The organism is Paenibacillus lacisoli (assembly GCF_030580655.1).
Classification (GTDB): Bacteria; Bacillota; Bacilli; order Paenibacillales; family Paenibacillaceae; genus Paenibacillus; species Paenibacillus lacisoli.
Genome location: NZ_JAUQTB010000009.1, coordinates 117,430 through 142,846, shown reverse-complemented (window position 1 = coordinate 142,846; position 25,417 = coordinate 117,430). Strand labels below are relative to the sequence as shown.

Genomic DNA, 25,417 nt, shown 5'->3' with positions numbered 1-25,417 from the left:
TTTGTAATATTATGGTGGGTACAAATTGCCGGACATTAGCAGCTAAGAGGCTCCCATTGATTAACGAGAATTTCGAATGTGGAGGCGTAAGCCATGGAAGATGAAATCTACCTGTTGTCGGAACGTAATCACCCATTAGATAAAGCGTTTGAATTGTTTCGAATCAGCTACAAACAGAATGATTGGGATGAAGCCGACCGGATTGCAGATTATATTCTTCAGAATGCCGACAGTTTGTACAGGAGCCAGCAGATGTGGGGCCATGTCCTGACCGTCGATTTATGTACGAAGCGTCATCTGGTATTCTATTTTGGTTATGGCTATTTGGCCAAATCGATCGTTTTGCAAAAAAGAAGGCGCTATGATGAAGCCCGATCCTATATAGCCCGATATGCCGATCTTACGTGGTTCAAGGACCTGAACCATGAAGGAGAGGAGGAAGTGGCGCTGTTCAGGCAGTTTGCTCATGCCAATACCTATGCTGTTGATCTGCTGTCAGGGATGAGGGAGCGGCTGCCGGAATATATACAATTTCTGATGGAGAATGATGAAGAGGTTTTGCCTGGGCTGGTTACCATCATGGAGGCGGCCAATCAGAATGACTGGGATGTGGACCTGGCTCTAGCAGATTTTGAAGAGGAGATGGAGACATTCGGCGGTCTGGAGGACACAGGGAACCGGGTCTACTATGTCAAGCTCTTGAACGAGCTGGTACTCTATTATGTGAGACGGCAGCAATATGAGAATGCAGTGAAATATATGCTTGAATATTTTGCGATTGCGGTTACAATGAACATATACAAGGAGATTGTTACACTAATTTCCATGTATGAAATGGTAAGACCCTACGCCTCAGTTGAACAGCAGGTGAAGTATCAATCCATTTTTGAAGGAGTGCATTCTTTTGAGAAAAAAAATCCTGACACTGTTTACGGCAGCAGTCTTTGTTAGCATTGTACTTCCTGCTTCTTCTGTTCTTCTTCAGCTTTTTAATCATGGGGTGAACGGCTAACCTTCAGTCATCATACAGAACTCCGAAGACCCTCCGGCATCTTGCCGGAGGGTCTTCTTCATGTTCAGCGGACTAGCGCTTGAAACGGTCGGTTAACTTCCGCTTGTTGCGCTGACGCCACAACCATCGTTTAAATACGTTTAACTCCTTGCGTTCCTGCAGTGTATCTTTCATCCCCTGAATCAGCAGTTCCGGCCTGCGTTTATCTTCGGGGTGCGTATCGCGAAGCTCTTGAATAAATTTGTCGTCCATCAGCGTATCTCCATATTCAGGATCGTACTACCATTACCCTATTGACCTAAATAGATTATACCGAACGTACGTTCTTAAATCAAATCTGAAGGCTTCTTGAGCTGTCATCGTCATTCAGCTATTACGCAGTAACTGCGGCTTTTGCCTATACCATCCTTTAGGAACTGCTGGTTACGGCCAGATCCAGTTCTCGATCTGCATTAATGTCTTCTCCGTATCTGGATTCGAGTTATTGATATAAGCAATGGATGATTCCGGAATTCGCCAGGCCAGGGTACGCGGTGCGAGAGAAGACCGAAACTCTTCCCAGCGCTCCAGCTTCCAGGCATCCAGCTTCAGGCCCCGTCTGGCAATGCGCTCCTGATACAGGGATTCATGCGGAAGATAAACGACAGCAGCTTTGACGTCCACTTCTTCCACGGAAAAGCCGATGCGTGCAAGCTCTCGGCTGATCCATTCCGCATCCTGCATCTCCTTGGTAAATGGACCGACGACAACCGTATCGATGCCCAGCCGCACATTGTCAAGGGCTGCTTCCATGGTGATCTGGTAGCCGAGATCCCGGCACAGCCGCTTGTATTCCGGCGAATCCCGGTCATCCGGATCCAGTCCTTGCATGGTCATTATCAACCGGGATGCTGGCCGCAGCAGAATATCCATATCCAGAAAAGTCATCTGGTGCCTGGCTGCAATCGCCTGGCCAAGTGTCGTTTTGCCGGCACCGGCCGGCCCTACAAAAAAGACAAGTTTACTCATGTTATCCTCCTGCATCACAGCGGCATGTAAACTGGATCTGATTGTCAGCCGATAGTGTGTACAATTTGTCCTTCAGTATCTTTAATATGGGTTTTGAGAATTTGGATCGTCAGTCCTTTGAATGCCGGTAAGCTGAAAGAGCTCTCCAAGGGCTGCAGCTGCTCAGACAGCAGGGTAACGGTCTCCTCGTCCAGCTGCAGACGGATTTTTTCCTCCTGGATATCCAGCTCTGACGTTATTCCCGGTTCAAATACAACCCGGATTTCCGGACCCACCAAGGTAAGCTCCCTGCCTTTCAAGATACGGCCGCGCAGCAGCTTGCCAATGATCTTTGCCTGCTTGGCACCCAGCTGAAGCGTGTGAGCGGCACTGCGGAACATCCCCTTCTTGCCGGACTGCCAGCTGAGCTGGTCATTATAGAGGAAGCCTGTACTGGAGCCTTCCTTTTCACTTCCTTCCTCGACGGCAGCAGCAACCTTTTCGCGGGAGAGTACCGATGGACGGGTGAGATCTGTGATGAAGTAGGGCAGGTAGTCAGCCCCCGACTTAAGCAGGCCATTCGTGTTCCAGATTTGCATCGCTTCCAGCTCATCCCCTGTAATACCCGTCATCTGAATGAATTCCAACTGTCCATTCGGAGTATTCAGGAGGCCGAGCTCAGGATCATTCGTAAAAGCCAAAGCAGTCAGAAGGGTGTCGGAGCCGAGACAGATCGGGCCATTCGCATCCAGGTAATCGCCGGGACGGAACACGTTGCCGCTGTTAAACACATATCTGCCCATATTCTGCAGCAGGTTGTGCGCCCAGGCAGGCGGCTCCGCCTCACCGCCTTCCTTGGCAAGCCGGAAGGTTAATTCAAAACCAAAGCCGCTGTAGTCCTTGTTATCAGACTCCTTGTCATACAGCTCAGAGAATCCATAGGTTACAAAATGCCAATGCGGACGGGGTTCCTGTACATCATAGACACTGATGCCATCCAGCGGGTCGGGCCCTCCCAGCATATATGAGATCAAAGTACCATAATGTTTGGGCTCCTGATCGGGATATAATGTCCGCAGCGCCTTGTCAATAGCATCCCAGCCGGCTGTGCTTGCTTCTTCACTCATTTAAGAATCCTCCTCAGTTTTGTGTCACTGATTCTTTCGATTTCGTGTTCTATCGTTTTGCTGCATATTCTACCATTTCGCCCGTAGACTCTCAAATCAGGGACTTCTTTTTACGACATTTGCCCTGAAAGAGCCGGGCCTTGGGAAAGATTGTGGAATTCCTGCAGCAGATCATGATATAGTAAAATACTGGATTATCCTTTAGTAACGGAAGGTGGTGAGAACGGTGTGAGTTCAGCAGAAGATCAGCAGACCTCCAGCACCATGTTGGACTGGAAAGGAGGTGAATATAATGAGCAGAATTCACATGCTGGTCGGTATGCCCGGCAGCGGCAAGTCACATTATGCCAAGACGCTGTCTAAATCCAGACGTGCCCAAATCGTTTCTACGGATGCGGTCCGTCAGCAGCTTTTTGGAGCTGAGAGCAGGCAGAAGAACAGCTACGCCGTATTTAACGAGGCGTTTCGCCAGATTGAACAGGCACTGTCCGCAGGACAGGAGGTTATCTTCGATGCGACCAACGGGGATCGCTCCCGCCGGCTGCAATTCCTGAAGAGATTTCATAATGTTCCGGTCGATGGTTATATCGTTGATACACCGTATGACATGTCCAGAGACCGAATCGGACAGCGCAAGCGCCGTCTTGATGATCGAATATTGACCAAGTATGCCAAAAACATGGAGCTTCCGATGAAGGGCGAAGGGTTTGATCAGCTGCATATCGTGCATACACCGCAGCCTGTCGGCCTGGAGCGCAGTGAGCTGGAGCGGCTGCTGCAGCAAATGCCGGATCATGATGAGCTGTTTCATCATCTGGCGGGGTGCGCCTATTTTGCACAAATGATCGGCTTTGATCAGGAGAATCCGTATCACTCCAGAACCTTATCCCGGCACACGTATGCCGTTCTGGAATACATGAACGTATTCTATGAAGGGGAAGACCTGCTGGCGATGCAGCTGGCAGCCCTGTTTCATGACGCGGGCAAGCCGTTCTGCAAGGTATGGAAGCCGGCCAGAGGCTATTACTCTTACTATGGTCATGAGCATATCTCCGCAAGCATGACTTGTCATGCATTGAAGGAGCTGGGTTATGACGATGAATTTGTACTGGATGTGGCTGCACGGGTCAGCCTGCACATGGAGATCCTGCACGGCGGTGATGCCGGAGCATCTAAGATTTACCATCTGGCAGGCGCCGACATGCTGTCGAAGCTGTACTTCTTCGCGGAAGGAGACACCTTCGGTAAATAGAATTAACTCCGATCCCATTTTAATAGAAGGGGGTGAAAATCAATGAGCAGAATCAAGTATCCCAAAACGATGCACCTTCCCTGGTCACGCAGCTATACGAATGATGATAAAATTTTGCAGTCTGCCGGGTGTTTTACAGGTAAAGATGTCGTTGTGACGGAAAAAATGGACGGAGAGAATACGACGATGTATCGTGACTTTATCCATGCACGGTCCCTTGACAGCAAAGATCATCCATCACGCCATCCCGTGAAGACGATTCATGGAAGCATCCGTTATCTGATTCCGGAAGGCTACCGCCTGTGCGGGGAGAATGTATATGCTAAGCACTCGATCGAGTATTCGGATCTTCCCGGTTACTTCATGCTGTTCTCGGTCTGGAATGAGCAGAATGTCTGCCTGTCCTGGGATGAGACCGAAGAATGGGCACAGCGTCTTGGCCTTGTGACTGTACCGGTATTGTACCGCGGGCCATGGGATGAAAAGGCATTGAAAGCCTGTTATACGGAGAAATCAACAGCCGGCGGAGTACAGGAAGGATATGTAGTCCGGAATACAGCAGCGTTTCCATATTCGGAGTTCCGGCAGAACCTCGCCAAATTCGTACGCCAGAATCATGTACAGACGGATGAGCACTGGCTGAGCAGACCGATTGAGCCGAATGGATTGAGCAGGTAACCGGGCAGATGAAGCAGAAATGATCAAGTATAGATAAACGAAGGGGTGAGTCCAATGTAATAATCAGCGGTCAATTCAATAGCAGAGAACAGGATGGGCAGCCGAAGGGCTGGCTTTTTTTGTGCTGTCTGGAAGTGAGCCAGTAATGACGGTCATTTGTATTTTGAGGGGAGAGATCCGTGTTATGATAGATGGAATTCTTGATGAGCGGAGGAGAACGAGGTGTACAGCAAAGAGAAATGCTTGCAGATCGGATTAACCTTGATTACAGGAGCAGCAGGAGGGCTGCTGTTCAGTCTGATTCACCTGCCGATTCCCTGGCTGCTCGGCCCGATGATCGGTTCATTAATAGGTTCAAGTCTGATAAAGAATAGGTATGTGTGGCCAGCAGGCCTGCGCAATACAGGCTTAATGATAGTAGGATACACGATTGGTATGTCGCTGACGGTGCAGGCGCTCCGGCGGATGGGTACGGAACTGCCCTATATGCTGATATTGACTGCTATGCTGCTGCTGTTCTGTGCAGGAATCGCGTGGCTGGTATCACGAATTTCCAAGATTGACTACCGTACCGCGCTGCTTGGCAGTATCCCGGGCGGACTCACCCAGGTCATTGCACTGGCGGAAGAGACCAGGGGGATTAATCTGACGGTCGTCACCCTGACGCAGGTCGTTAGGCTGATGATGATCGTCATCCTGACACCTCTGATTGTATTCAGTCCGTTCTTCGGGGCGGTGCACGGGGACCAAGGCCCTTTACAGTCGGCGGCTGTCAGCTGGAGCGGGCTGTATCCGGAGCTGATCCTTTTTGCGGCGGCCAGCATGGCTGCTGCATGGCTCGGGAACCGGATTCATTTTCCGACTGCCTTTTTCCTGGGCCCGGCACTGATTACCGCAGCGCTTCAACTATGTGGTCTTCATGGACCGGTGCTGCCCAAGCTGATCATTGATGCAGCGCAGCTGCTGGTCGGGATTCATATCGGGCTTATGCTCAAGATGGATCAGCTAATACAGCATCGCCGGTCCTTCCTGGTCGCTGTAGGGAGTGCCCTGCTGCTGATCGCCGGTGCACTTGGACTCAGCGCGCTGCTGACCGTGCTGCAGCCGGTGTCAATGGCAACGGCACTGCTCAGCCTGGCTCCAGGCGGGATGGATCAGATGGGAATTATTGCTCATGAAATCGGTGCTAACCTGTCCATCGTTGCGGGCTATCAGGTGTTTCGCACGTTTTTTATTTTTCTAGCTGTACCTCCGCTGCTTCGGCTGCTTTTCCGCCTGGTGGACCGTCGTAGAGCTGGTGGATCGGAATAGGGCTTTTACTCCTTGCTTGAGATGAAGCTGTTACTTTTGGATGGATTTTACTGGGGTTTATTGTATGATCGCGGCGAGGACTGTATAATTGCTGCATATCTGATAACGCATACATAGGAGGAGATTGTCGAATGAAGCTGCGTTCGCTTGCCTTGTTGACTGCCATACTGCTGTTCCTGTCGGTGTCCCCTGCGGTCTGATTTCGGCGGCTAAGCGGGCTTATTCCAGGCATCGTATAAGACAGCTGTCCCGAAGCGAAGGGGAGAGCTGTCTTTTTATCATACGGCATTTAACAGGAGGGGAGTCCAATATATAGGAAAGGTTTCTTCTGGATGGGCACAGCCAGTTTGTTGATCTGTTTGTGTGACTGTATGGGGAGCGGTCTGGCAAATATGATGCTGATCCATGGTAATCCGGTTGTGGAATTGCTGCTAAACCGGGAGCCGTTCGGAACCTGGTTAAGGGATTCGGGCAACCATTCATGGGAGACGAACAGCGCGCTTATTTCTCTTCGTTATCCTGCATACATCATTCACTTCATTTCCTATCTGCTGGTTGGACTGCTCATGGATTATACTTTACGTTTCGTCCAGTCAAGACGGATATACTGACAGCACAGCATCTAATGATCCAGGCAAAAGATTGACAACCGTCGGCAAGCCTGCCTATTATAGTTGCTATGACAGAGTTAAGAGATTGGATTATTTATTGGCTGGAGCTGTATGGCCCGGCCGGCTATGTGCTAAGCATCGGAATCAATGTAGTGATCAGTCTGCTCGGTGTTGTGCCGAGTGTCTTCCTTACAGCGGCGAATCTTGCAGTGTTCGGATTGGCGGAAGGCATGATCTTATCCTGGGCCGGGGAAGCGATCGGAGCAGTGGTGTCCTTCGTTCTGTATCGAAAAGGTCTTCGTCGTGCGGCAGATCATCGTGTCCTGCACTTGAACTGGATTCAGCGGCTGCTGGATGCCGAAGGAAAAGAGTCGTTTATGCTTATTCTGGCGCTTCGTTTTCTGCCCTTTGTCCCGTCAGGCGTCATCACGCTGATCGCTGCGCTTGGACGGACCTCGCTGCCAGTCTTTGTTACGGCCAGCAGTCTGGGTAAAATACCGGCTATTCTGATAGAGGGATATTCTGTTTACCAGATGCTGAAATGGGGCTGGCAGGGTAAACTGCTGTTGTCCCTGGCCGCTGTTCTGATGATTGTGCTCCTGTTTCGAAAAAGATCAGTACCTAAACAAAACAATAACCCGCAGTCCGGCTCTGGTTAACATAGAGACGGTTCCTGCGGGTTATTCCATATATCGTTTCCGTTTATTTTTAGGACTGCGGCTGTTCGCTCGTCTGCAGAATCCGTTTGTACGTCTCGATCGCAAGCGCTCGTGAACGTTTCAGATCCACAATGGCATCCGGGCCCGGAAGATGAATCTCCTTGCTGCCGAGATGAGCGCGTTCAGGCAGCCAGCGCCGCAAATAATGACCATCCGGATCGTGGGTCTGGGACTGTGTCACCGGATTCATGACCCGGAAATAAGGGGATGCATCAAAGCCCAATGAAGAGGACCACAGCCAGCCGCCCCGGTTCAGCACATTATCATAATCCGTCAGCTTCAGGCGGAAATAACGCTCGCCATAGATGAACGGACAGCCGAGATTCTTGGTCAGGAACATTGCGGTAACCATCCGCAGCCGGTTCGGCATCCAGCCGGTCTCATTCAGCTGCTTCATGGCCGCATCAATGACCGGAATTCCGGTTCGTCCCTCCGCCCATGCCTGGAGATGATCTGTGGACAGGTCCGTGAAATCAAAACGCTTCTCATAGGTGAAAAAGTCCGGATTCTGGCGGGCCTGGAAGAGATAAAAGTCCCGCCAGGCCAGCTGCCGCAGCCAGCTCTCAGGGGTCTCCTCCATGGTGCTGATCCGCTGATAGATGTCACGGACCGATAATGCGCCTACATTCAAGTGACGGCTGACCATGCTCGTTCCTTCCCAGGCATAACGGTCCCGTCCGTCGGCATAGTCTGTGATGCGCTCGGTCAAGAAGTGCTCGAAAGACTGCCAGTACTCAGCATGTCCACCTGCCTGTCCGGATTGCAGCGCATCTTCCATTTGCTTAACAATCTCGCTGGGAACAGCATACTGGTCGAGCAGCGTCTGATCTGCTTGGCAGGTCTGCAATTGTTCCAAGGCCGTTCCATAAGGCGGACGGGCATGCTCACGCATAAAGGTGTTCCAGCGGCGATAGAACGGCGTATAAACTTTATAAGGTTCTGAACGCCCGTTCCATTCGTTGAAGTCGGACAGATCCGCCAAGGTTTCTTCATCATATGCGGTGAAAGAGACTCCTCTTGCAGCAGCAATCTCCTGCAGCTGATTATCCCGCTGTCTGCCATAAGGCGTGAAATTACGGTGGGCCAATATCTCATTAATGGGATGGGTCTCCAGCAGCCGGTGAACAATTTCAGCCGGTTCGCCAAAGAGTATATTCAGCTGCCGGTCCTGCCGGCGGTAGACTTCGTTGAGGCTGGCAGCGTGATTCAGGAAGTTAATTCCGCTGTGTTCGCGGTACCGCTCGCCACGCTTCAGCAGGAACGGCTCCAGGATCAGAATATGGAGACTGGGCTCCTGACTGTATCGGATGGCTTCCCAGGCAGGAAGGTCATGGGTACGCAGATCCTTGCGGTGAATAAATAGCTTCATAAGGTGCAGGACTCCTTTCCGGGCAGAATGAATTACATTTCAGAGCATTTTAATATTCAGGATGTCTAAGTTACAATGAAGTGAGGTGCACGAATCTTGCACTCTAGTTTATTACACATAATATGATAGGTTGTTTCAAGTGGAATTTGCAATTCGTCAGACTGGGGTTGGAGGGAAGGAATGATGACGGCTTGGCAAGGTCTAAATCTGCCGAATCCGGCAGACCTGAAAGTACGTATGCGCAAACTGGCGGCACTCGATATTCTGCTCTGTGACGAGGACTGGCTGCGGGTACACCGATATGATGCAGCCTGGCAGCCTGGTCTGGAGCTGGCGTGCATCGATAACGGTGCAGGAGATCAGATGTTTGTCCTATTTAGCGAAATAGGCACGATTATCCAAGGATTCGACCATGAGTCCTCACTCAGCCCGCACGTGCAGAAGGATGGCTGCATCTGGCCGGGCATGTATGACGGAATGCCGGATTCCCTGTTCCGGCTGCTCCAGCAGCATTCGGATGAGCTGGGAGGAGAAGATGTAACATTTTGTCTGTGGAGGCGTGTTGAAGATCATGCCTGGCTGTGCGGTACACTCCGGGATTTAGATGAGCAGGAGGCATTACAAGCTGGCGGAGCCGACTTTTTGTTTGGTTATCTGGGGGAGACCTCACGGGATTATATCGATTGGGCGCAGGACTATTATGGTCTGGAACATGATCTGCCGCTGGTTAGCGTCAGCCGGATTTTCGGCGGTGAAGCGGTAGACGAACAGCTGATTGCTGATCTTCATCCAGAGCGTGATGCCGATGCCGCAATGCGCGAACTTCAGGTGATGGGCTGGCCGGTGCAGCCGGACTAGCCCTTGATGACGATGATGGAATGCAGTAGCCGCAGACACTGCAGGCGGTCCTGCAGCAAGAGAGTACAACCTTAGAGAAGACGGGAGGGCTACAACATGAAGAATTGTGCATTATACAGCTCTACCTTTGATCTGGGGCAGGTCGAAGGAATGATTCGTTCAATTTATCCGAACGCCAAGATGGACGTCAGCGGAAACGGGTGCCGCATTCAGGTCAAGAGCGGGAGCTGGCTCAACCGTAAAATTAAGACCTTTAACATCATGACCAGCAAGACACATCCTGAGGAGTTTGCCGCCATGCTCAAAGAGATGGAAAACTTCTTCCGTCAGATTCCGGCAGAGAATCCGAAACTCCATGAGAAGGTACTGATCAAGATCAGCACCCTGCAGATGGTGATAGGTATTGAATCGGATTCCGATATCAGCGATGCTGTACGCGCAGAGCTGCTCCGCATCATTCAGGAACTGGATGGTCTGATGTTATGGGAATCCAGCGAACTGCTCACCCCGGACGGAACGCTGCTGCTGGATACCCAGGGGCGCATGAACGCGGACGATTATCGGGTGACGGCGCCTTCCAGCTTCCTGCATGGGGAACTGGAGGACAGTGTGTCCGGCAAGAGCCGCAAGGCACATACGGAAGCGCTGCTGCGGGAGCAGGGTATCCCGGTAAACGAATATCTTCCTGCGCTGTGGGGAGATGAAGCCGCTCCGGGTATCCGTTCGCAAGAAGAGACGGTCCGGCGCGCTATCGCGCTCTGCATTACAGCACTCAAAGGTGAATGTATCGGAGCCGGGGAGAGCCTTGAAGATACGCGTCAGCTCATTCAGCGGGTGATCGGGCAGTATGAAGCGGACAGCTTTTTTTCACCAAAAGAGCAGGAATTCATTGGCCATGAGCAGCCGGACGCGACGGAGGCGGTTGGTTACTCGTGGGGATATGAAGGATTCTGGGTGCTGCTGTGGGCTCTAGGCCACGTGGATGAACTTGGCGCACCAGACCAGATCTGTGACGTCGCGGGGGCAGTCTCTCTGCTGCAGCAGTTTGACAGCTATGAAGCCTTTGCTGCCGCCTCGCATCTGCGCAGTCCGGATGAGATTCTGGACGCCGTCGATCTGATCTACCGGTATGACTGGATATGTGTGGACAGCCGTATTCGAGAACAGCCCGTACCGGGCGGACTGGACAGCGGTGTGGTCTATGAACGTCACCGTACGCTGAACTGGCTTGCAGGGTATATGGGCCAGGATTGGGATGAAGTCCGGACGGATACTTAAGCTGCTGTGATAGGGGGCGCTGCAGGATGATGTACCTGAAGTACCTGATCTAACTGATGCACCTGGCCGGCCGTAAGGCCGGCTTTTTGTATTAACATTGTATTTTTAAGATAAAAGAACGGGGAGATGCCAATGCAACTGTATACAGACCCGAGGGGTCAAGCTTATCAACAGGTTATTGACGTGGCGGTTCAGCATTCGGAGTACTTTGTGCTCGGGGAGAAATTCGGGGATGCACCTGACGTAGACCGGAGCCGCTATTGGGCCGTGCTGAACAGGCTGGAGCCTTACCAAGAGAAGAAATTTGCAATCTGTCAGGTGTCTCATTTTATATTCGGGCACTCCCGTTCAATATCTTATATTGATTAAACAATTATCCCTTTTTTGTCGATAAAATACATTGAATACATAATATTTACATTTTACAATTAGAAGGAGATTGAAACATGTTTAATCCAAAAGGGTACATACGCTGGTTATTTACGCTTCCGCTGGTCAGTCTGATGTTTGTGCTGCTCGGCACGCAGCAGATATCGGCTGCCTCCGTCGACAGTGAGCTGCCTGGACGAAGCGAGCAAGAGATCAACCAAAAATGGGCGCAATGGATGAGCGGCAAGGATCAGCCAGCCACATTCACACAAGCTCCTTCCGCCAAGGCTCCTTACGTAGCTGGGGTAGTAAGTGATACATCTCTGGAACAGGCTCTGCGTGCAGCTAACTTCTATCGCTATCTTTCCGGCTTGGACGGAGATCTCGTTCTGGACCCTGAGCTCAATCGTCAGGCTCAGCATGGCGCGGTTGTTGTCTCTACGGGGGAATTGACTCATTTCCCGGCTCGCCCCGCAGACATGCCCAAGGATTTCTTTGATCTAGGTGCCAAATCGGCTTCCAGTTCCAACCTTTACGCGTCCTATAATGCCTCCGGCAATCTGGCCGTCAAAAGTATTGAAGCTTACATGGATGATTCGGACGTGAGCAATATTGCTGCACTTGGTCACCGCCGCTGGATTTTGAGTCCTCAACTGAAGAAGGTCGGCTTCGGGATGGCATCCCGGGATAACAAAAACTATGCGAGTCATTTCAGCACCATGCAGGTCATGGATACCAGCCGTTCAGGAAAGCCCAACTATAATTACAGTCTGTACCCTAACAAAGGAGCATTCCCTATTGAGGCATTTCAGGCTTCGCAAGCCTGGTCCGCACAGCTGAATCCAGACGTCTTCGCAAAACCCTCAACTAAAGATGTTCAGGTGGAAATTATCGGTTCAGCCGATCAGAAGACTTGGGTTCTGGGAGCGGAAAACTCGAATAGCAGTGACCCTTCCAAGGCCTTTTTTAACGTTAATACAGATGGTTACGGTTATAATTATGCGGTCATTTTCCGCCCAGATAATCTGAAATCCCTAAAGGAGGGAGATACGTTCAATGTCCGGATTACAGGTCTGAAAAAAAAGGACGGTTCCAAAGCAGAAATCTCATATCAGACGCGTTTCTTTACGGTTAATCCCTCTTCACAGGAGCCTGTAACCGATCCACAGAATCCTGGGGCAAATCCTCAGGACCCTGGAACACAGCCTAATGAACCGGATGAAGGTGGCCAGGATGTTCTGGATAACCATCTGATGAAGTTTGAGTATACGGCCGATCGTACGCTGAAGGTACGGGGAACACTCACGGCTTACGCTAACCAAAAGTTCTCTTTTCAGATTAATGGTCCTTCACCTGAAGAAAAATATATTCGGACAGAGAATGTAACGCTGGATGCTGAGGGTCGATTTAGTCTCACTGTTCGTAATCTGGATGTGTCCGATCTGAACATCTACTTGCAGATCAGCGGCCAAAACTATATGTACATGATCCCTACGGCCAGCAATTCGAATGTTACGTATTACTTTGAATAGAAGGGAAATCTTTCGGAGGTAATACCAAAATTAAAGCAGTTGAAAACAGTCGGAATGCTGCATAGGCCAGCCAGCCGACTGTTTTTTTGATTTTGTGATATGCCCTATTTATTATGACACAGGAAAGGATGAGTGCTGGTGCAACTGTATACAGACCCCAGGGGTCAAGCTTATCAACAGATTATTGACGTGGCGGTTCAGCATTCGGAGTACTTTGTGCTCGGGGAGAAATTCGGGGATGCACCTGACGTAGACCGGAGCCGCTATTGGGCCGTGCTGAACAGGCTGGAGCCTTACCTGGAGAAAAAGATCGTCATAGATGGCGATGATCAGGAGGATGTTTCACGAATAAGAGAGACTTACCGCAGCCATGCTTTTTATACTGCTGGAACCTACTATTGGTACCGATGCTGTGAGGAAAGCGGTCAATTGCTGAAGCAGGTGGCGGACCGATTATCGGATTGGATTTATCCGAACCTGCCTGAAGACCTGTGTTTTGTGAAAAAAGGCGGTGGAGACTATCTATACTCCATTGTGCATGAACGTATGTACGGCATGGAAGTAACCGAAGACGAGGCAGTGAAACTGATGGAGCGGATACCAGGGCTGTTCCTGAAATTAAAGGCTCACCGGAATCTGGATGGTCTGCTGGATGATGCGATTAGACATAAGACGGATTGGTTGTACATAAGCAGGCATGGGCTGACAGAGCTGCCTGACCGTATTCGTAAGCTTACGGAGCTGCGTGAGCTGGAGATTTTTGAGCAGGATGTCTATCGTTTGCCTGAAGGATTGTTTGAATTGACCAAGCTCGAGAGTTTAACCATCATGTCTGCCGAACTGGAAGCCATTCCGGCATCCATTCAGAAGCTGAAAAATCTGAAAAAGCTTAATATCTGCTGTGCCAGCTCGAACCGTCCTGCACCCGGTTGGAAACCGAAGCCGAAGGAGGAAATCTCTCTAAACCGCATTCCGCCAGAAATTGGAGAATTGGAGAGACTGGAGGAGCTTACCATCCAGTATACTTCTATTCAAACGCTGCCGCCTGAGCTGGAGAAGCTCACAAGTCTGCGTTATCTGAATCTGGGTATGGGCATGATCAAGCAGAAGCCGGCTTTTCTCCGCCGTATGAAGCAGCTGAAGTATGTGACGGTAGCCCAGGATTCGTTATATTAGAATGATATATAACAAAGGTGCGGGGAAGCCTTTCTGCTTTTTTGCCTTCGGCAGAGAAAGGGACAGGTTTTTTGGTGTTTTCCAATCAACCAGCCAATCATTCAGTTTGTTCGGCTCCCGGACCGGAATTCCGTTTATATTTTCCGCGATATACTTCCTAGGATTAAGCTGGCTATACCCAGATATTTATGATACGGCGATTCCTAAATAAGGAAAACGGTTTGGGCGGCTCTGCCGTCTTAGTTATAGAGAGAAAGAGAGGTGAAGCATGGCTGGTGTCAAAATGGAAAGCAAAGGCTCTGTACTGCACAAATCTGAAGCAGAAACCACCTTCTACCAGATGGTTATGTCCCATAAGGATACGCTTATGAACATTGCCTACAGCTATCTGCGCAGCCGTGATGATGCGTTGGAAGCTGTCCAGGAGGCTACCTGCAGGGCATGGATTAAATACGGATCTCTTCGGAATCCACAGGCGTTCAAGCCGTGGATCATCCGTATTCTGATCTATGTCTGCATCGATGAACAGCGGCGCCGCAAGCGTGCTGTCCCGCAGTCGCCGGATGTGCTTCAGCAGATGATGGAGGCACCGGTGATGATCCGTCACGACCGGATGGAAATACACGCGGTCCTTCAGCAGATCAAACCGAAATACCGGCATGTTCTTGTATTGGAATATTACAATGACATGACGCTGATGGATATTGCGGCCATTCTTGGCAAGCCGGAAGGGACGGTCAAAACGTGGCAGCATAAAGGGCTGAAGCAATTGAGGGCCTTGATGAAGAACCGGGAGGAATGGGGTTATGCGTAATGCTGATGAGCAGAGATTAATGGCGGACGCGCGGCAGATGAAGCAGGAACAGGATAGCCTGAATGAGCTGGATGCGGCAGGTGCGGTGTGGAGAGGGATGCAGCAGGGCAAAAGGCGGAAGCGGCTGCGGACAGCCGGGCTTCAATTCGGGGCTGTTGTAGTGACGGCAGCAATCGTGTTCATGGTATGGGTCGGCGTTCAGCATTTCAACTCTTCGCCATCGATCCAGGCTGCCGTGCAGCAGGCGGATGATTGGGGACAGCTGGCTCCATTCCGGCAGGTAATGTCCCGTGCGGTTGACCAGCACACGCTGGAGTCGGCGATCAGACACGGTTATATTCAGATGGTCAATCAGACCGTGAAGGAAGGAGCCTACCAGATTACGCTGAATGCGGTGACTGCAGATGAGAATCGGCTGATTATACTGTACACGGGTGAGACCGATACCACCCAGGATATCTATGACATTCCCTCTGTGAAAGTGAACCAACGGCAGAATTCAAAAACGTTAGGTTGGCTGGGAGGGACCCAGAGCGTGAAGTCAAGTCTAGGTGAGTCCAAAAAGATGTACGGAATCACCTCCATCCCGCTGGACCGCAGCCAGCCTTTCCCGGAGCAGCTCAAGGCAGAATTCCGTGTGTCTTCTGTTGATTCAGGTATCTCCACCGATCCGGCACTTTGGAAAAACCGGAAATACCAATTTTCCAAATCTATGATTGTAAATTTTGATCTGTCCCTCAAATTCACGCAATACAAAACGGTCATCCTGAAGCCGGCCCAATCCTTTTTGCTTAACGGTTATCCCGCTAAGTTAGCTGAAGTGGAGCTGTCCCCTTTGGTTATGAATGTTAAGTTTGAGTTTGACGCCAGAGTGAATCGAGATTGGAAAATCAAAGAGGATACGATTTCGAAGCTAACCCCGGCAAAATTGGTTGCAAAAACACAGGAGCATGTGACAGAGCTATCGTCCGTCTCCGGTATTGACACAGAGAAAGGATACAGCTACCAATTCGGCAGCAACTTCCTGGATTCCCCGGATTCCCTGGTGCTGCAGCTGTATCCTGAAGTGCGGAAACCGGGGGCAGCTGACGCGGGTCTGAAAAATCTGACCATCAAGTAACTGTCCCGGTTCCGCTTCCCGTTCCTATTCACCGCAATGATTGTTATACTGATAAAACATGGCATGGACTATTCAAGATCAGGAACGGATAAAGGAGCGTACGCATGGCAAAGTCAAAATTTTACGTCGTCTGGGAAGGCAAGCAGCCGGGCATTTACAATACATGGGCGGAATGTAAAGCCCAGACCGATCATTACACGGGAGCCAAATACAAATCTTATGAATCCCGGGCAGCTGCAGAAGAAGCTTATCGAGCGGGCTGGAAAGGGAATTGGGGAACCGGCGCTGCTGGCAGCGGAGGAGCCCGAAGCGGCAGCAAGTCCGGGAGCAGTTATTCCGGACGAAGCGCTGCCGTAGAGACATCGGCCGAGATTGATTATGACAGCATTTCGGTCGATGTAGGCACACGCGGAAACCCGGGGCCGGTTGAATACAAAGGGGTGGACACCCGTACGGGCGAGACGATCTTCTCCTGCGGCCCGATATCCAAAGGAACCAATAATCTCGGTGAGTTCCTCGCCATTGTTCATGCTTTGGCTTATCTGAAGCAGCAGGGCAGCAGCAAGACCGTCTACAGCGATTCGGTCAATGCCATGAAATGGCTGAAGCAGAAGAAGGTAGCAACGACACTGCCAAGAGACCCGTCGACAGAAGAGATCTGGCTGATGATTGACCGGGCTGAGCGATGGCTGCAGAACAATACGTATCCCAATAAAGTGCTGAAGTGGCAGACCCGGCAGTGGGGCGAGATCAAGGCCGATTACGGCAGAAAATAATAAGAGTCGAAAAAGCCTGTACGCATGGATACGATGCGTACAGGCTTTTGGCGTATGCAGCTAGGACCCGATGTAATAGGAAGGGTCCATTGAACGTTTCGTGCCAATGAAAAGCTCTTTCTCCCGGGTCCAGCGCAGCGGCATACCGTGCCCGGCCAGTATCACCGTTTGGGTAACAGATTGAGGATGGATGATCCAGATCTCCTCGTTCACCAGCTGCACGGCATACAGGGTAGACGAGGAATCTGTGAACTTAATAAACCGGCTAATGTCCTCAGCCCGTTCGATTTTGGCCTGCTGAAGGAGCAGGCGCTTGACTTCGACCGGCAGCTGCTCATCCGCCTGATAGAACGTCTCATTACGGTCCACCTGGATATAATCTTTGCCTCTGCTGCGATTCTCCTTGTATCCGTCCACCGGGACGGCAACGGTTGCATTATCCTTCCAGCTGAACGGGTAAATGTACAGGAGACCGTCGCTGTGTGAGAGATAGCTGGCCCGTGCTTTGCTGTACTGCTTGCGGCCAGCCTCGTCCAGTACGATAAGATCGGCGTCGGGCCCCAGAAAGGAGTCTGACGCAACGAGCAGCGCGACCCGGCTGTTATCCGGTGAAGCGGCTACGCCATATATCGGGTTCTTCGATTCATACAGTTTGACGGTCTCGCTGGTTGTCAGATTGACCTTGTACAGCGTACGATTCCCTTTGACCGCAAAGGTTTGGTTGTCAACGATCCGGTCGGCGTACTGAACGTTCTGCCCATAGTCATTGCCGAAATCCTTCTTGGCCTTGGCCCACCGGGGTTCGGCCAGTGCTGAAGTCGTACCGTCAGGCAGCAGAATAGAAGGCGGCTTCCCGTCCGAGCTGTAGACCAGCATTTGCGGATCACTGCCGCTGTACCGGTTCCAGACCGGCTGGTACATGATATAAGAAGGGGAAGGCCATTCGGTTACAACACTCCCGTTTTTCTGGACCAGGCGGACGCCGTAAAAGTCTTCCCGGGGAGCAAGGGAGCTTACCGCTTCTTGGTCTCTACCTGTGGTGACTGCTTTCTTGGCATCCTGGGGATGAGTGCTCGAAGCCGGATTTGCTGCCGCAGTATGATCGCTCCGTAATACGGTGTCCGGCTGCGCCGGGTCTGATGAAGAACTACAGCCTGCCAACCCGCTTGAACAGACCAGGAGCAGGGATACAGCTATTCGGGCGGTACGTGAGATCATGGACTTCACCTCTATTCCGAGTTGGATAGATGAGGCTGGAAAAGCCTCCTATGAAATAGACGTGCTATTATGGATATAAGTTATTATTTTACAAGATATATTTATACCAATTACATCGAACAGGATTACATCGAACAGGATTACATCGAACAGGATTACATCGAATAGGAAACGAGTAACGGCAAGGAGAGGATGAGCCTGAAACACAATCCGGATCTGAACAGTCTCAAAAATACGATAATTGACCTGCTGCTTCGCATCAACATCTATAAACCGGGAGATGAGCAGCTGGTGGTAGATGCGTTTGCGAATGCGTCTGATCATCCTTTTCATGATGATTTTAAGGCATATATCGGGGAAGGGCCTCGCGGCTATACCATAGAGGAGTACGAACGGGGCATTATCTTCAAACGGGAGCGGGGCTGCCCGATGGAACACGTTGTGTACCGGGTTCTCTTTGACGCCATTCAGACAATGACACATAAGGCACTGCTGGACAGGTATCAGGTGGATAACAGGGATAGACATCTTAACTATACGGATGAGCTGATGGCAGAATGGGGAGAGCTGATCGAAGAGGCCTTTCGGGATATCGGAGAAGAATATTGGAACATGTACAGAGGGAAGAAAGAGATGGAATAGGCTTGCAAATAGAAAACCTCCTTTTTCCGTCACAGAAAAAGGAGGGGGGGTCTGTTGATCTGCCGCTACCTGGTATCATAACCCGAGCCGGCCGGCGCCAGAAGCGAATGCCGCCATGCTTGGTAGGTCTGCCAGGCTGCCCCGCTGTCGAGCAGGCTTTTACATGTGTACACACCCTCCTCAACCGAGTCGACGGCACCTGTCAACTGCAGGCGGACCGCGCTGTTCAGCAGGGTCTGATTATAGAAGGCCATATGTCCGCCGCCCTGCAGCACCTCCTCGGCTGTGCGCAGCTGCAGCTCTGCCGTCCATTCTATTTCAGGCACGGCCGTTTCCAGTCCCAGCAGTTCGGGATCAACGGTTGTTAAGGAGGCCGTCCCATCGTTTACGCTGTACATCCGGGTCGGCCGATGGATATGCAGATCTTCCGATCCTTCCTGTCCCTGAATGATCAAAGCGTTCCGGTAGCCGAGCTGAACGAGTAGACGGGAGAGACGGTCAAACACCGTACCATGGAAAATGCCGAACACGATCGAAGAGGAATGCCCGTAATCTACAAGCTTCTCCACCGTGTTGAAGATCGTCCGCATGTCGAGCTCCTCACGCAGCGGACGAATCTGCTGCAGCGGCGGGCACCACTGCTCGGAATCGGCATACAGCACCCCGCTTTCACGGGCAGCTTTAATAAAGTCTTCACGGGTCAGCTCCTTCATGCTCATGCCTGCCTCAGTGAACAGATCCTGCAGCACAATGCCCCGCTTGGGCGGCAGTGAGGCACAGCCATGGAGTGTGACGGGCTGTCCGGCCGCGGATAACAGGAAAGCTGCCGGGAAGGTGGCCATAAAGGTTTTGCGGCGTCCGTCATATGGGCTTGCGCAGTCCAGACCGTCAGGAAAAATGCGCTCACGGCGCGCATAACGGCGGCATACCTGTACGAAAGCCTGAAGTTCATCCAGCGATTCCTCCTTGAGACGTTCTGCAGCCAGGAATGCCCCGGTCTGGGCCGGTGTAGCTGTACCGGTCAGAATGAGTTCTGCGGCGGACAGCGCTTCGTCATATGACAGGTCCCGGGCTCCGCGCTTGCCTCGGGCTACTTCTTTAAGTAAATGAATCATAAGCGGGATCACCCTTTCAATGAGGATTTATGCAGCAGCTGATAGGCCTTGACGATGGAAGTAGCCACATCCACGATGCGTTTGCGTTCATTCATTGCCTGCTTGCGCAGGTGATCATAGGCCTCGGACTCGGAAATGCCTCTCAGCTTGGAGAGAATCTCCTTCGCCATATCAATCCACTTGCGTTCTTCAATTCGTGCCTGCAGCTGCTCCCGTTCCGTCTTCCAATGCTGACTGGCAAGAAAATGTCTGGAGCTGAAATGAAGTGACCAGTGAATTTCCAGCTCGGTCATGGAAGGAGACAAAATTCCATCCGGCAGCACGTCATCTTCACAGGCGGCAGCAGATTGGCTGGACGTTTCTTCACAGCACCACCACAGCACAGGGGCTGCCTTGCGTGCAGTTAGCCGGTTCCGCCAATCGGTGTATTCACTGATCGGTACATACAGCACGAAGGCATCCGCATCCTGAAGGGGCAGGGAAGCCTGCTCCAAGGTTACGGCGGCTTCTGTCTGATAACCGCTCAAGCGCAGGATATGCTCCGGCGCGGGCGGCGCCGCACACTTCGGTGAATGGTTGTCAAAAGTGAACATTTCGCTTTTGATGACTAATAGAGAGTGCATCGTCCAGAGCTCCTTTGGCTGATTTATGTAATATTATATAACACAAAAATCGGAAATCGTGAGTTTTTTTATAATAAAAATTTTGTATGTTATATATATTGACGTATCGTTGGTGCGCAGTGTATAGTCAGGTATAAATAATCATGAACGAATACAATGGCGTATTCGGATTAGGCAACGAAGCCTGTTTCATTTTACATGGAAGCCGTATGTTTCCTGTGAATTGAAGCGGGCTTTTTCTGTTCCCGGGTTCTAGGTACCAAGGTAAAGGTGAGATTACGGAGGGAGAGACACAGAGATGAATAAACAGAAACTGGTACTGGTCGGTAATGGGATGGCGGGGCTGCGTGCCTTGGAGCATCTGCTGAAGCTTGCCCCTGATCAATATGAAATCACGATATTTGGTTCGGAGCCGCATCCAAACTACAACCGGATCATGCTGTCATCTGTCCTTGCAGGCGGAGCTGATCTGAATGATATTGTGCTGAATGATCTGGACTGGTATGCCGGCAACCATATTCAGCTTCATCTTGGACATACGGTTACCCGGCTGGATACCGAACGCCGCAAAGTCTATTCCGATAAGGGAGCCGTTGTGGAGTACGATAAGCTGATCCTGGCGACAGGCTCCAATCCGTTCATGCTGCCCCTGCCTGGAGCGGATAAGGAAGGGGTTATCGCCTTCCGCAGCATCCAGGACTGTCAGATGATGATGGAGACCTCCCGGTCTTATCGCAAAGCAGCAGTCATCGGCGGCGGTCTGCTGGGGCTTGAGGCCGCAAGGGGACTGCTGCATCTGGGAATGGAGGTATCCGTCATACACATTCACCCTTATCTGATGGACCGTCAGCTGGATGAAGCTGCTTCCCGCATGCTGCAGTCCGAGCTCGAAGCCCAGGGCATGAAATTTCTGTTATCCCGCAGCTCGGAGAGTATTCTGGGGCGTAAGCGCGTGAAAGGGCTGCGCTTCTCGGGCGGCGAGACGATCGATACCGATCTGATCGTGATGGCGGTAGGAATTAAGCCGAACACCGAACTGGCGCGTGGAGCAGGCATTGAAGTGAACCGCGGGATCGTGGTGAACGATAATATGGAGACGAACATTCCCGGTGTCTATGCATTGGGTGAATGTGCCGAACACCGGGGGATCTCCTATGGCCTGGTGGCTCCCCTGTACGAGCAAGGGGCCGTGCTGGCCAAGCGGCTTGCAGGCGCACCGACGGACGGCTATCACGGTTCTGTAACCTCAACGAAGCTGAAGGTATCGGGAGTGGACGTCTTCTCAGCCGGGACGTTTATCGAGCAGGAAGGAACCCGGGTACTCAAATTTCAGGATGAAATCAGCGGTGTATATAAGAAGCTGGTCATTCATGAGGATCGCCTCGCGGGTGCTGTGCTGTTCGGGGATATTGATGACGGAGCGGAGCTGTTTTCCATCATCAAGAGCGGTGAATCGATCAAAGGCAGGGAGAAAGAGCTTCTCCTCGGGATCCCGTCAGACGCTCGCAATATCTCATCAGGTAACAACAGACTGATGCAAATGTCGAATGAAGAAATCGTCTGCGGCTGCAACGGGGTGTCCAAGGGAACGATCCTGGAAGCTATACAGGAGAAGGACTGTACCAGCGTGGGACAAATCAAGGCCTGCACCAAGGCATCGGCTTCATGCGGCGGCTGCAAGCCCCAGGTAGAAGGGCTTCTGCAGCTGTACGCCGGAGACAAGGCGGTTTCAGCTAAAGAGGGCATCTGCGGATGCACGACGCTGACCCGGGATGAGATTGTGGAGGAAATGAAGCGGATGCGCCTGATGTCTGTGAAGGAAGTGATGAATGTCCTGGGCTGGGACACCGAGGAAGGCTGTACGAAATGCCGGCCGGCGCTGAACTATTATCTGGGTATGCTGTGGCCGGAAGAGTATGTGGATGAGAAAGAATCCCGTATTACTAACGAGCGCTTTCATGCCAACATCCAGAAGGACGGTACCTACTCGGTCGTTCCACGCATTTATGGCGGAGTCACTTCACCGGCGGAGCTGAAGAAAATCGCAGAGGTTGCGGAGCAGTTCGAAGTTCCGCTGGTGAAGTTTACCGGTGGTCAACGGCTTGATTTGCTCGGCATCCGGAAGGAAAACCTGCCGAAGATCTGGGAAGCGCTCGATATGCCTTCAGGCCATGCCTATGGCAAAACGCTCCGCACAGTCAAAACATGCGTGGGCAATACGTTCTGCCGATTCGGAACCCAGGATGCGATTGGGATGGGGATCCGGCTGGAGAAGGAATTTGAACGGCTGAACACCCCGTCGAAGGTCAAGCTGGCAGTATCGGGCTGTCCACGGAACTGTGCGGAGGCGACGATCAAGGACTTTGGTATCGTGGCGATCGACGGCGGCTGGGAGCTGCATATCGGCGGCAACGGCGGCGTTCATGTCCGGGCGACAGATCTGCTGTGTGTGGTCAAGACAGAAGATGAAGTGGTCGAGTGGGCCAGTGCCTTTCTTCAGTATTACCGGGAGCATGCGAATTGGAATGAGCGGACATCGAATTGGGTGGAACGTGTTGGACTGGGGAGCATCAAGCAGGCGCTGGAGAGCCATGAAGAGCGGCTGGCACTGCAATCCCGCATCCAGGCTGCACTGGCGGTGACCACCGACCCATGGAAGCAGATCATTGAAGAGCCGGAGCTGCGTAAAAATTTTGAAAGCCTGTCCGGCGCCAAAGTCGAACAATAACCGGGGGGAATGACGATGCATACGAGAAAAGTGCTGGTGGGTGAAGTGGCTGATGTTGACCGCAAAGGTTCGCGCACGATCAGAGTGGATGAGCTGGAGATTGCGCTGTTCCGTTTGTCAGATGGCCAGATTTTGGCCGTCGAGAATAAATGCCCGCATAAAGGAGGGCTGCTCTCCGAAGGGATGGTATGCGGAACGAAAGTGCATTGTCCGCTGCACGACTGGCGCATTGATCTGGTCAGCGGCCGTGTGCAAGACCCGGATACCGGGTGCGTCCGTACGTTTCCCGTAGCAATTGACGCGGAACGCGGTCTCATTTATCTTACCCTGCAGTATGCCTGACCCCTAAATAAAGCAGCTTGAACAGGAGGAATAAATATGGATTATGTCAAACCTGCAGAAGTTCTCGAAAACATGATTGCATCCGGGCAAAGTAAAGCCGAGTTATCCCATTCCCAGCTTATTGTCCGGGGAGCTTTGGCTGGAGCTATTCTGGCCTGTGCAACCACACTGGCTTACACGGCAGCAGCGCAGACTCATGTGCCACTGGCAGGCGCGATCATTTTCCCGGTTGGCTTTATTATGATCATTCTGCTGGGGCTGGAGCTGGTGACGGGAAGCTTTGCCCTGATTCCGCTCGCTCTCTTGGAGAGGAGGGCGACCACCGCGCGTATGATTCACAACTTTGTATGGGTCATCCTCGGGCACCTGCTGGGATGCGGGGTTTACGCCGCGCTGTACGGGTTGACGCTGACCAAGATGGGCACGGATATGAGCAGCCCGCTGATTCAGACGATCATCAGTGCGAGCGAAACGAAGACAAATGCTTACCGGCAGCTCGGTGCCGCAGGCATGGGGCTGGTGATCATCAAGGCGGTGCTGTGCAACTGGCTGGTTACGCTGGGTGTTGTGATGGCGATGACCTCCAAGTCGACGCTGGGCAAAATTGCGGCGATGTCCCTGCCGGTCATTACGTTCTTCGCACAGGGCTTTGAACACGCTGTTGTGAACATGTTTGTCATTCCGGCTGGAATCCTGCTCGGAGCCTCTGTCACCTGGGGAGACTGGTGGCTGTGGAATCAGGTGCCGGTGCTTATCGGGAATTTTATCGGCGGCGCTTTATTCACAGGGATTCTATTCTATGTCTCACAGCGCGGATTTGCCAGGAAAGGCAGAACCGCGGAAGCGGGAGGGCTGCATGTACGTGAGCTCAACCTCGAAGTGGTCCCGGAGGAGCAGCGATGATGGCTGGCCGGGTGTCCATCGTGGGGGCGGGACCAGGAGATCCCGAGCTGATTACGGTTAAGGCTCTGCGGCGGATTCATTCCGCGGATGTTCTGGTCTATGACAGGCTGGTGAATGAGGAGCTTCTGCAGCAGGCTGCCCCGCAAGAGGCAGTCAGAATCTATTGCGGCAAAGCACCGGGTCAGCATGCCATGCTACAGGAGGAGATTAACAAGCTGTTAATCCAGTGGGCTGGCGCGGGAAAGCAAGTGGTAAGGCTGAAAGGAGGCGACCCGCTGGTCTTCGGCCGCGGGGGCGAGGAGGCCCTCGCACTCGCCGAAGCAGGTATCGCTTATGAGATTATACCAGGGATAACGTCAGCCTCTGGGATGGCGGCTAGCACCGGTATTCCGCTGACTCACCGCGGTATGGCAGGCTCCTGCGCCATGGTTGCTGGCAGCCGGTGTAATGATTCCGAGTCACCGGTCCGCTGGGATCTGCTTGCACACGCAGTAGATACCCTTGTGATCTATATGGGAATGAGGCAGATCGGGACGATACGGGCTCAGCTGCTGCTGCACGGGAAGCGCGCAGATATGCCGGCGGCAATCGTGGAGTGGAGCACAACGAACCGCGAACGTGTGGTGACCGGCACGCTGGATCAGCTGGAGAAGCTGGCTCTGGCGGCGAAGATCAAAAACCCGGCGCTGATTGTAATTGGTGAGGTCGTCCAGGTACGTGAAGAGCTGCTGGCAAGGTGCGAAGATTTCCGGATACAGCACGCGGTACAGATCAGCTGATGATGGTGTTGATGAGAATTTAAGGGAGCTTAGAGAACCTGCGGAGACGCAGGTTTTTTGTATGCTCTCATGTTATAT

General features: G+C 52.0%; 26 protein-coding genes. 19 read left to right on the top strand and 7 right to left on the bottom strand.

Features of this window, described 5'->3' with window-relative positions; genetic code table 11:
- The first annotated feature begins 93 nt into the window (after positions 1–93).
- The gene (locus Q5741_RS15420; RefSeq protein ID WP_305025002.1) at positions 94–951 is read left to right on the top strand and encodes a DNA-binding protein; all 858 of its coding nucleotides are present in this window, start codon (positions 94–96) and stop codon (positions 949–951) included.
- A gap of 133 nt (positions 952–1,084) precedes the next feature.
- On the opposite strand, the gene Q5741_RS15415 is transcribed toward Q5741_RS15420, so the two are convergent.
- From Q5741_RS15415 to Q5741_RS15405, 3 genes are all read right to left on the bottom strand, one after another.
- Positions 1,085–1,264 (bottom strand): hypothetical protein, encoded by a 180-nt coding sequence (locus tag Q5741_RS15415; protein WP_305025001.1) that lies wholly within the window; start codon positions 1,262–1,264, stop codon positions 1,085–1,087.
- A 171-nt stretch (positions 1,265–1,435) separates the two neighbouring features.
- Entirely contained in the window at positions 1,436–2,020 is a 585-nt protein-coding gene (locus Q5741_RS15410; RefSeq protein WP_305025000.1) for an AAA family ATPase, read from the bottom strand.
- Between the two features lie 44 nt (positions 2,021–2,064).
- A complete protein-coding gene (locus tag Q5741_RS15405) occupies positions 2,065–3,126 on the bottom strand; it encodes a suppressor of fused domain protein (protein ID WP_305024999.1) in 1,062 nt (353 codons plus the stop codon).
- A gap of 292 nt (positions 3,127–3,418) precedes the next feature.
- Between Q5741_RS15405 and Q5741_RS15400 the strand changes: the two genes are divergently transcribed.
- The 5 genes from Q5741_RS15400 (at position 3,419) to Q5741_RS15380 (ending at position 7,637) form a co-directional block, all read left to right on the top strand.
- A complete protein-coding gene (locus Q5741_RS15400) occupies positions 3,419–4,378 on the top strand; it encodes an AAA family ATPase (protein ID WP_305024998.1) in 960 nt (319 codons plus the stop codon).
- A gap of 42 nt (positions 4,379–4,420) precedes the next feature.
- Positions 4,421–5,056, top strand: a complete 636-nt coding sequence (locus Q5741_RS15395) for an RNA ligase family protein (protein ID WP_305024997.1) — start codon at positions 4,421–4,423, stop codon at positions 5,054–5,056.
- Positions 5,057–5,278: 222 nt separating this feature from the next.
- The gene (locus Q5741_RS15390) at positions 5,279–6,367 is read left to right on the top strand and encodes an AbrB family transcriptional regulator (protein ID WP_305024996.1); all 1,089 of its coding nucleotides are present in this window, start codon (positions 5,279–5,281) and stop codon (positions 6,365–6,367) included.
- Positions 6,368–6,699: 332 nt separating this feature from the next.
- Positions 6,700–6,978 carry a hypothetical protein gene (locus Q5741_RS15385; protein WP_305024995.1) on the top strand — a complete coding sequence of 93 codons (279 nt, stop codon included), beginning with the start codon at positions 6,700–6,702 and terminating at the stop codon, positions 6,976–6,978.
- 68 nt (positions 6,979–7,046) lie between these two features.
- Positions 7,047–7,637, top strand: coding sequence for a TVP38/TMEM64 family protein (locus Q5741_RS15380; protein WP_305024994.1), 591 nt, complete (start codon positions 7,047–7,049; stop codon positions 7,635–7,637).
- Positions 7,638–7,686: 49 nt separating this feature from the next.
- On the opposite strand, the gene Q5741_RS15375 is transcribed toward Q5741_RS15380, so the two are convergent.
- Positions 7,687–9,066 carry a cryptochrome/photolyase family protein gene (locus tag Q5741_RS15375; protein WP_305024993.1) on the bottom strand — a complete coding sequence of 460 codons (1,380 nt, stop codon included), beginning with the start codon at positions 9,064–9,066 and terminating at the stop codon, positions 7,687–7,689.
- A gap of 183 nt (positions 9,067–9,249) precedes the next feature.
- Here Q5741_RS15375 and Q5741_RS15370 point away from each other — a divergent pair, with 183 nt between their 5' ends.
- From Q5741_RS15370 to rnhA, 8 genes are all read left to right on the top strand, one after another.
- Positions 9,250–9,924, top strand: a complete 675-nt coding sequence (locus Q5741_RS15370; protein WP_305024992.1) for a hypothetical protein — start codon at positions 9,250–9,252, stop codon at positions 9,922–9,924.
- Positions 9,925–10,020: 96 nt separating this feature from the next.
- Complete coding sequence (locus Q5741_RS15365) at positions 10,021–11,202, top strand: DUF4272 domain-containing protein (RefSeq protein ID WP_305024991.1); 1,182 nt, start codon at positions 10,021–10,023, stop codon at positions 11,200–11,202.
- Between the two features lie 132 nt (positions 11,203–11,334).
- Complete coding sequence (locus tag Q5741_RS15360; RefSeq protein WP_305024990.1) at positions 11,335–11,571, top strand: hypothetical protein; 237 nt, start codon at positions 11,335–11,337, stop codon at positions 11,569–11,571.
- Between the two features lie 77 nt (positions 11,572–11,648).
- Positions 11,649–13,103, top strand: coding sequence for a CAP domain-containing protein (locus tag Q5741_RS15355; protein ID WP_305024989.1), 1,455 nt, complete (start codon positions 11,649–11,651; stop codon positions 13,101–13,103).
- 138 nt (positions 13,104–13,241) lie between these two features.
- Positions 13,242–14,279: a leucine-rich repeat domain-containing protein gene (locus Q5741_RS15350; RefSeq protein ID WP_305024988.1), complete on the top strand. Its 1,038-nt coding sequence runs from the start codon at positions 13,242–13,244 to the stop codon at positions 14,277–14,279.
- Positions 14,280–14,547: 268 nt separating this feature from the next.
- Entirely contained in the window at positions 14,548–15,093 is a 546-nt protein-coding gene (locus Q5741_RS15345) for a sigma-70 family RNA polymerase sigma factor (RefSeq protein WP_305024987.1), read from the top strand.
- Positions 15,086–16,213, top strand: a complete 1,128-nt coding sequence (locus Q5741_RS15340; protein WP_305024986.1) for a DUF4179 domain-containing protein — start codon at positions 15,086–15,088, stop codon at positions 16,211–16,213. The genes Q5741_RS15345 and Q5741_RS15340 overlap by 8 nt, the downstream gene beginning before the upstream one ends.
- Before the next feature lie 104 nt (positions 16,214–16,317).
- Positions 16,318–16,989: a ribonuclease H gene (gene rnhA / locus Q5741_RS15335; protein WP_305024985.1), complete on the top strand. Its 672-nt coding sequence runs from the start codon at positions 16,318–16,320 to the stop codon at positions 16,987–16,989.
- 60 nt (positions 16,990–17,049) lie between these two features.
- Here rnhA and Q5741_RS15330 read toward each other — a convergent pair whose 3' ends face one another.
- Positions 17,050–18,216 (bottom strand): hypothetical protein, encoded by a 1,167-nt coding sequence (locus Q5741_RS15330; protein WP_305024984.1) that lies wholly within the window; start codon positions 18,214–18,216, stop codon positions 17,050–17,052.
- Positions 18,217–18,399: 183 nt separating this feature from the next.
- On the opposite strand from Q5741_RS15330, the gene Q5741_RS15325 reads away from it, so the two are divergent.
- A complete protein-coding gene (locus Q5741_RS15325) occupies positions 18,400–18,849 on the top strand; it encodes an Imm63 family immunity protein (RefSeq protein WP_305024983.1) in 450 nt (149 codons plus the stop codon).
- A gap of 65 nt (positions 18,850–18,914) precedes the next feature.
- Here the strand turns inward: Q5741_RS15325 and Q5741_RS15320 are convergent, their stop codons facing one another.
- A complete protein-coding gene (locus tag Q5741_RS15320) occupies positions 18,915–19,964 on the bottom strand; it encodes an anthranilate phosphoribosyltransferase (RefSeq protein ID WP_305024982.1) in 1,050 nt (349 codons plus the stop codon).
- Positions 19,965–19,972: 8 nt separating this feature from the next.
- Entirely contained in the window at positions 19,973–20,587 is a 615-nt protein-coding gene (locus tag Q5741_RS15315) for an ANTAR domain-containing response regulator (protein WP_305024981.1), read from the bottom strand.
- A 298-nt stretch (positions 20,588–20,885) separates the two neighbouring features.
- Between Q5741_RS15315 and nirB the strand changes: the two genes are divergently transcribed.
- Genes nirB through cobA form a run of 4 tightly spaced genes read left to right on the top strand, consistent with a single transcriptional unit; the run spans position 20,886 to position 25,339 of the window.
- On the top strand, positions 20,886–23,315 hold the full coding sequence (gene nirB / locus Q5741_RS15310) for a nitrite reductase large subunit NirB (RefSeq protein ID WP_305024980.1): 2,430 nt from the start codon (positions 20,886–20,888) through the stop codon (positions 23,313–23,315).
- A 9-nt stretch (positions 23,316–23,324) separates the two neighbouring features.
- Entirely contained in the window at positions 23,325–23,657 is a 333-nt protein-coding gene (gene nirD, locus Q5741_RS15305) for a nitrite reductase small subunit NirD (RefSeq protein WP_305024979.1), read from the top strand.
- Positions 23,658–23,693: 36 nt separating this feature from the next.
- Positions 23,694–24,560: a formate/nitrite transporter family protein gene (locus Q5741_RS15300; RefSeq protein ID WP_305024978.1), complete on the top strand. Its 867-nt coding sequence runs from the start codon at positions 23,694–23,696 to the stop codon at positions 24,558–24,560.
- On the top strand, positions 24,557–25,339 hold the full coding sequence (gene cobA, locus Q5741_RS15295; RefSeq protein ID WP_305024977.1) for a uroporphyrinogen-III C-methyltransferase: 783 nt from the start codon (positions 24,557–24,559) through the stop codon (positions 25,337–25,339). Before Q5741_RS15300 ends, cobA begins: the two co-directional genes overlap by 4 nt.
- Positions 25,340–25,417 lie beyond the last annotated feature (78 nt).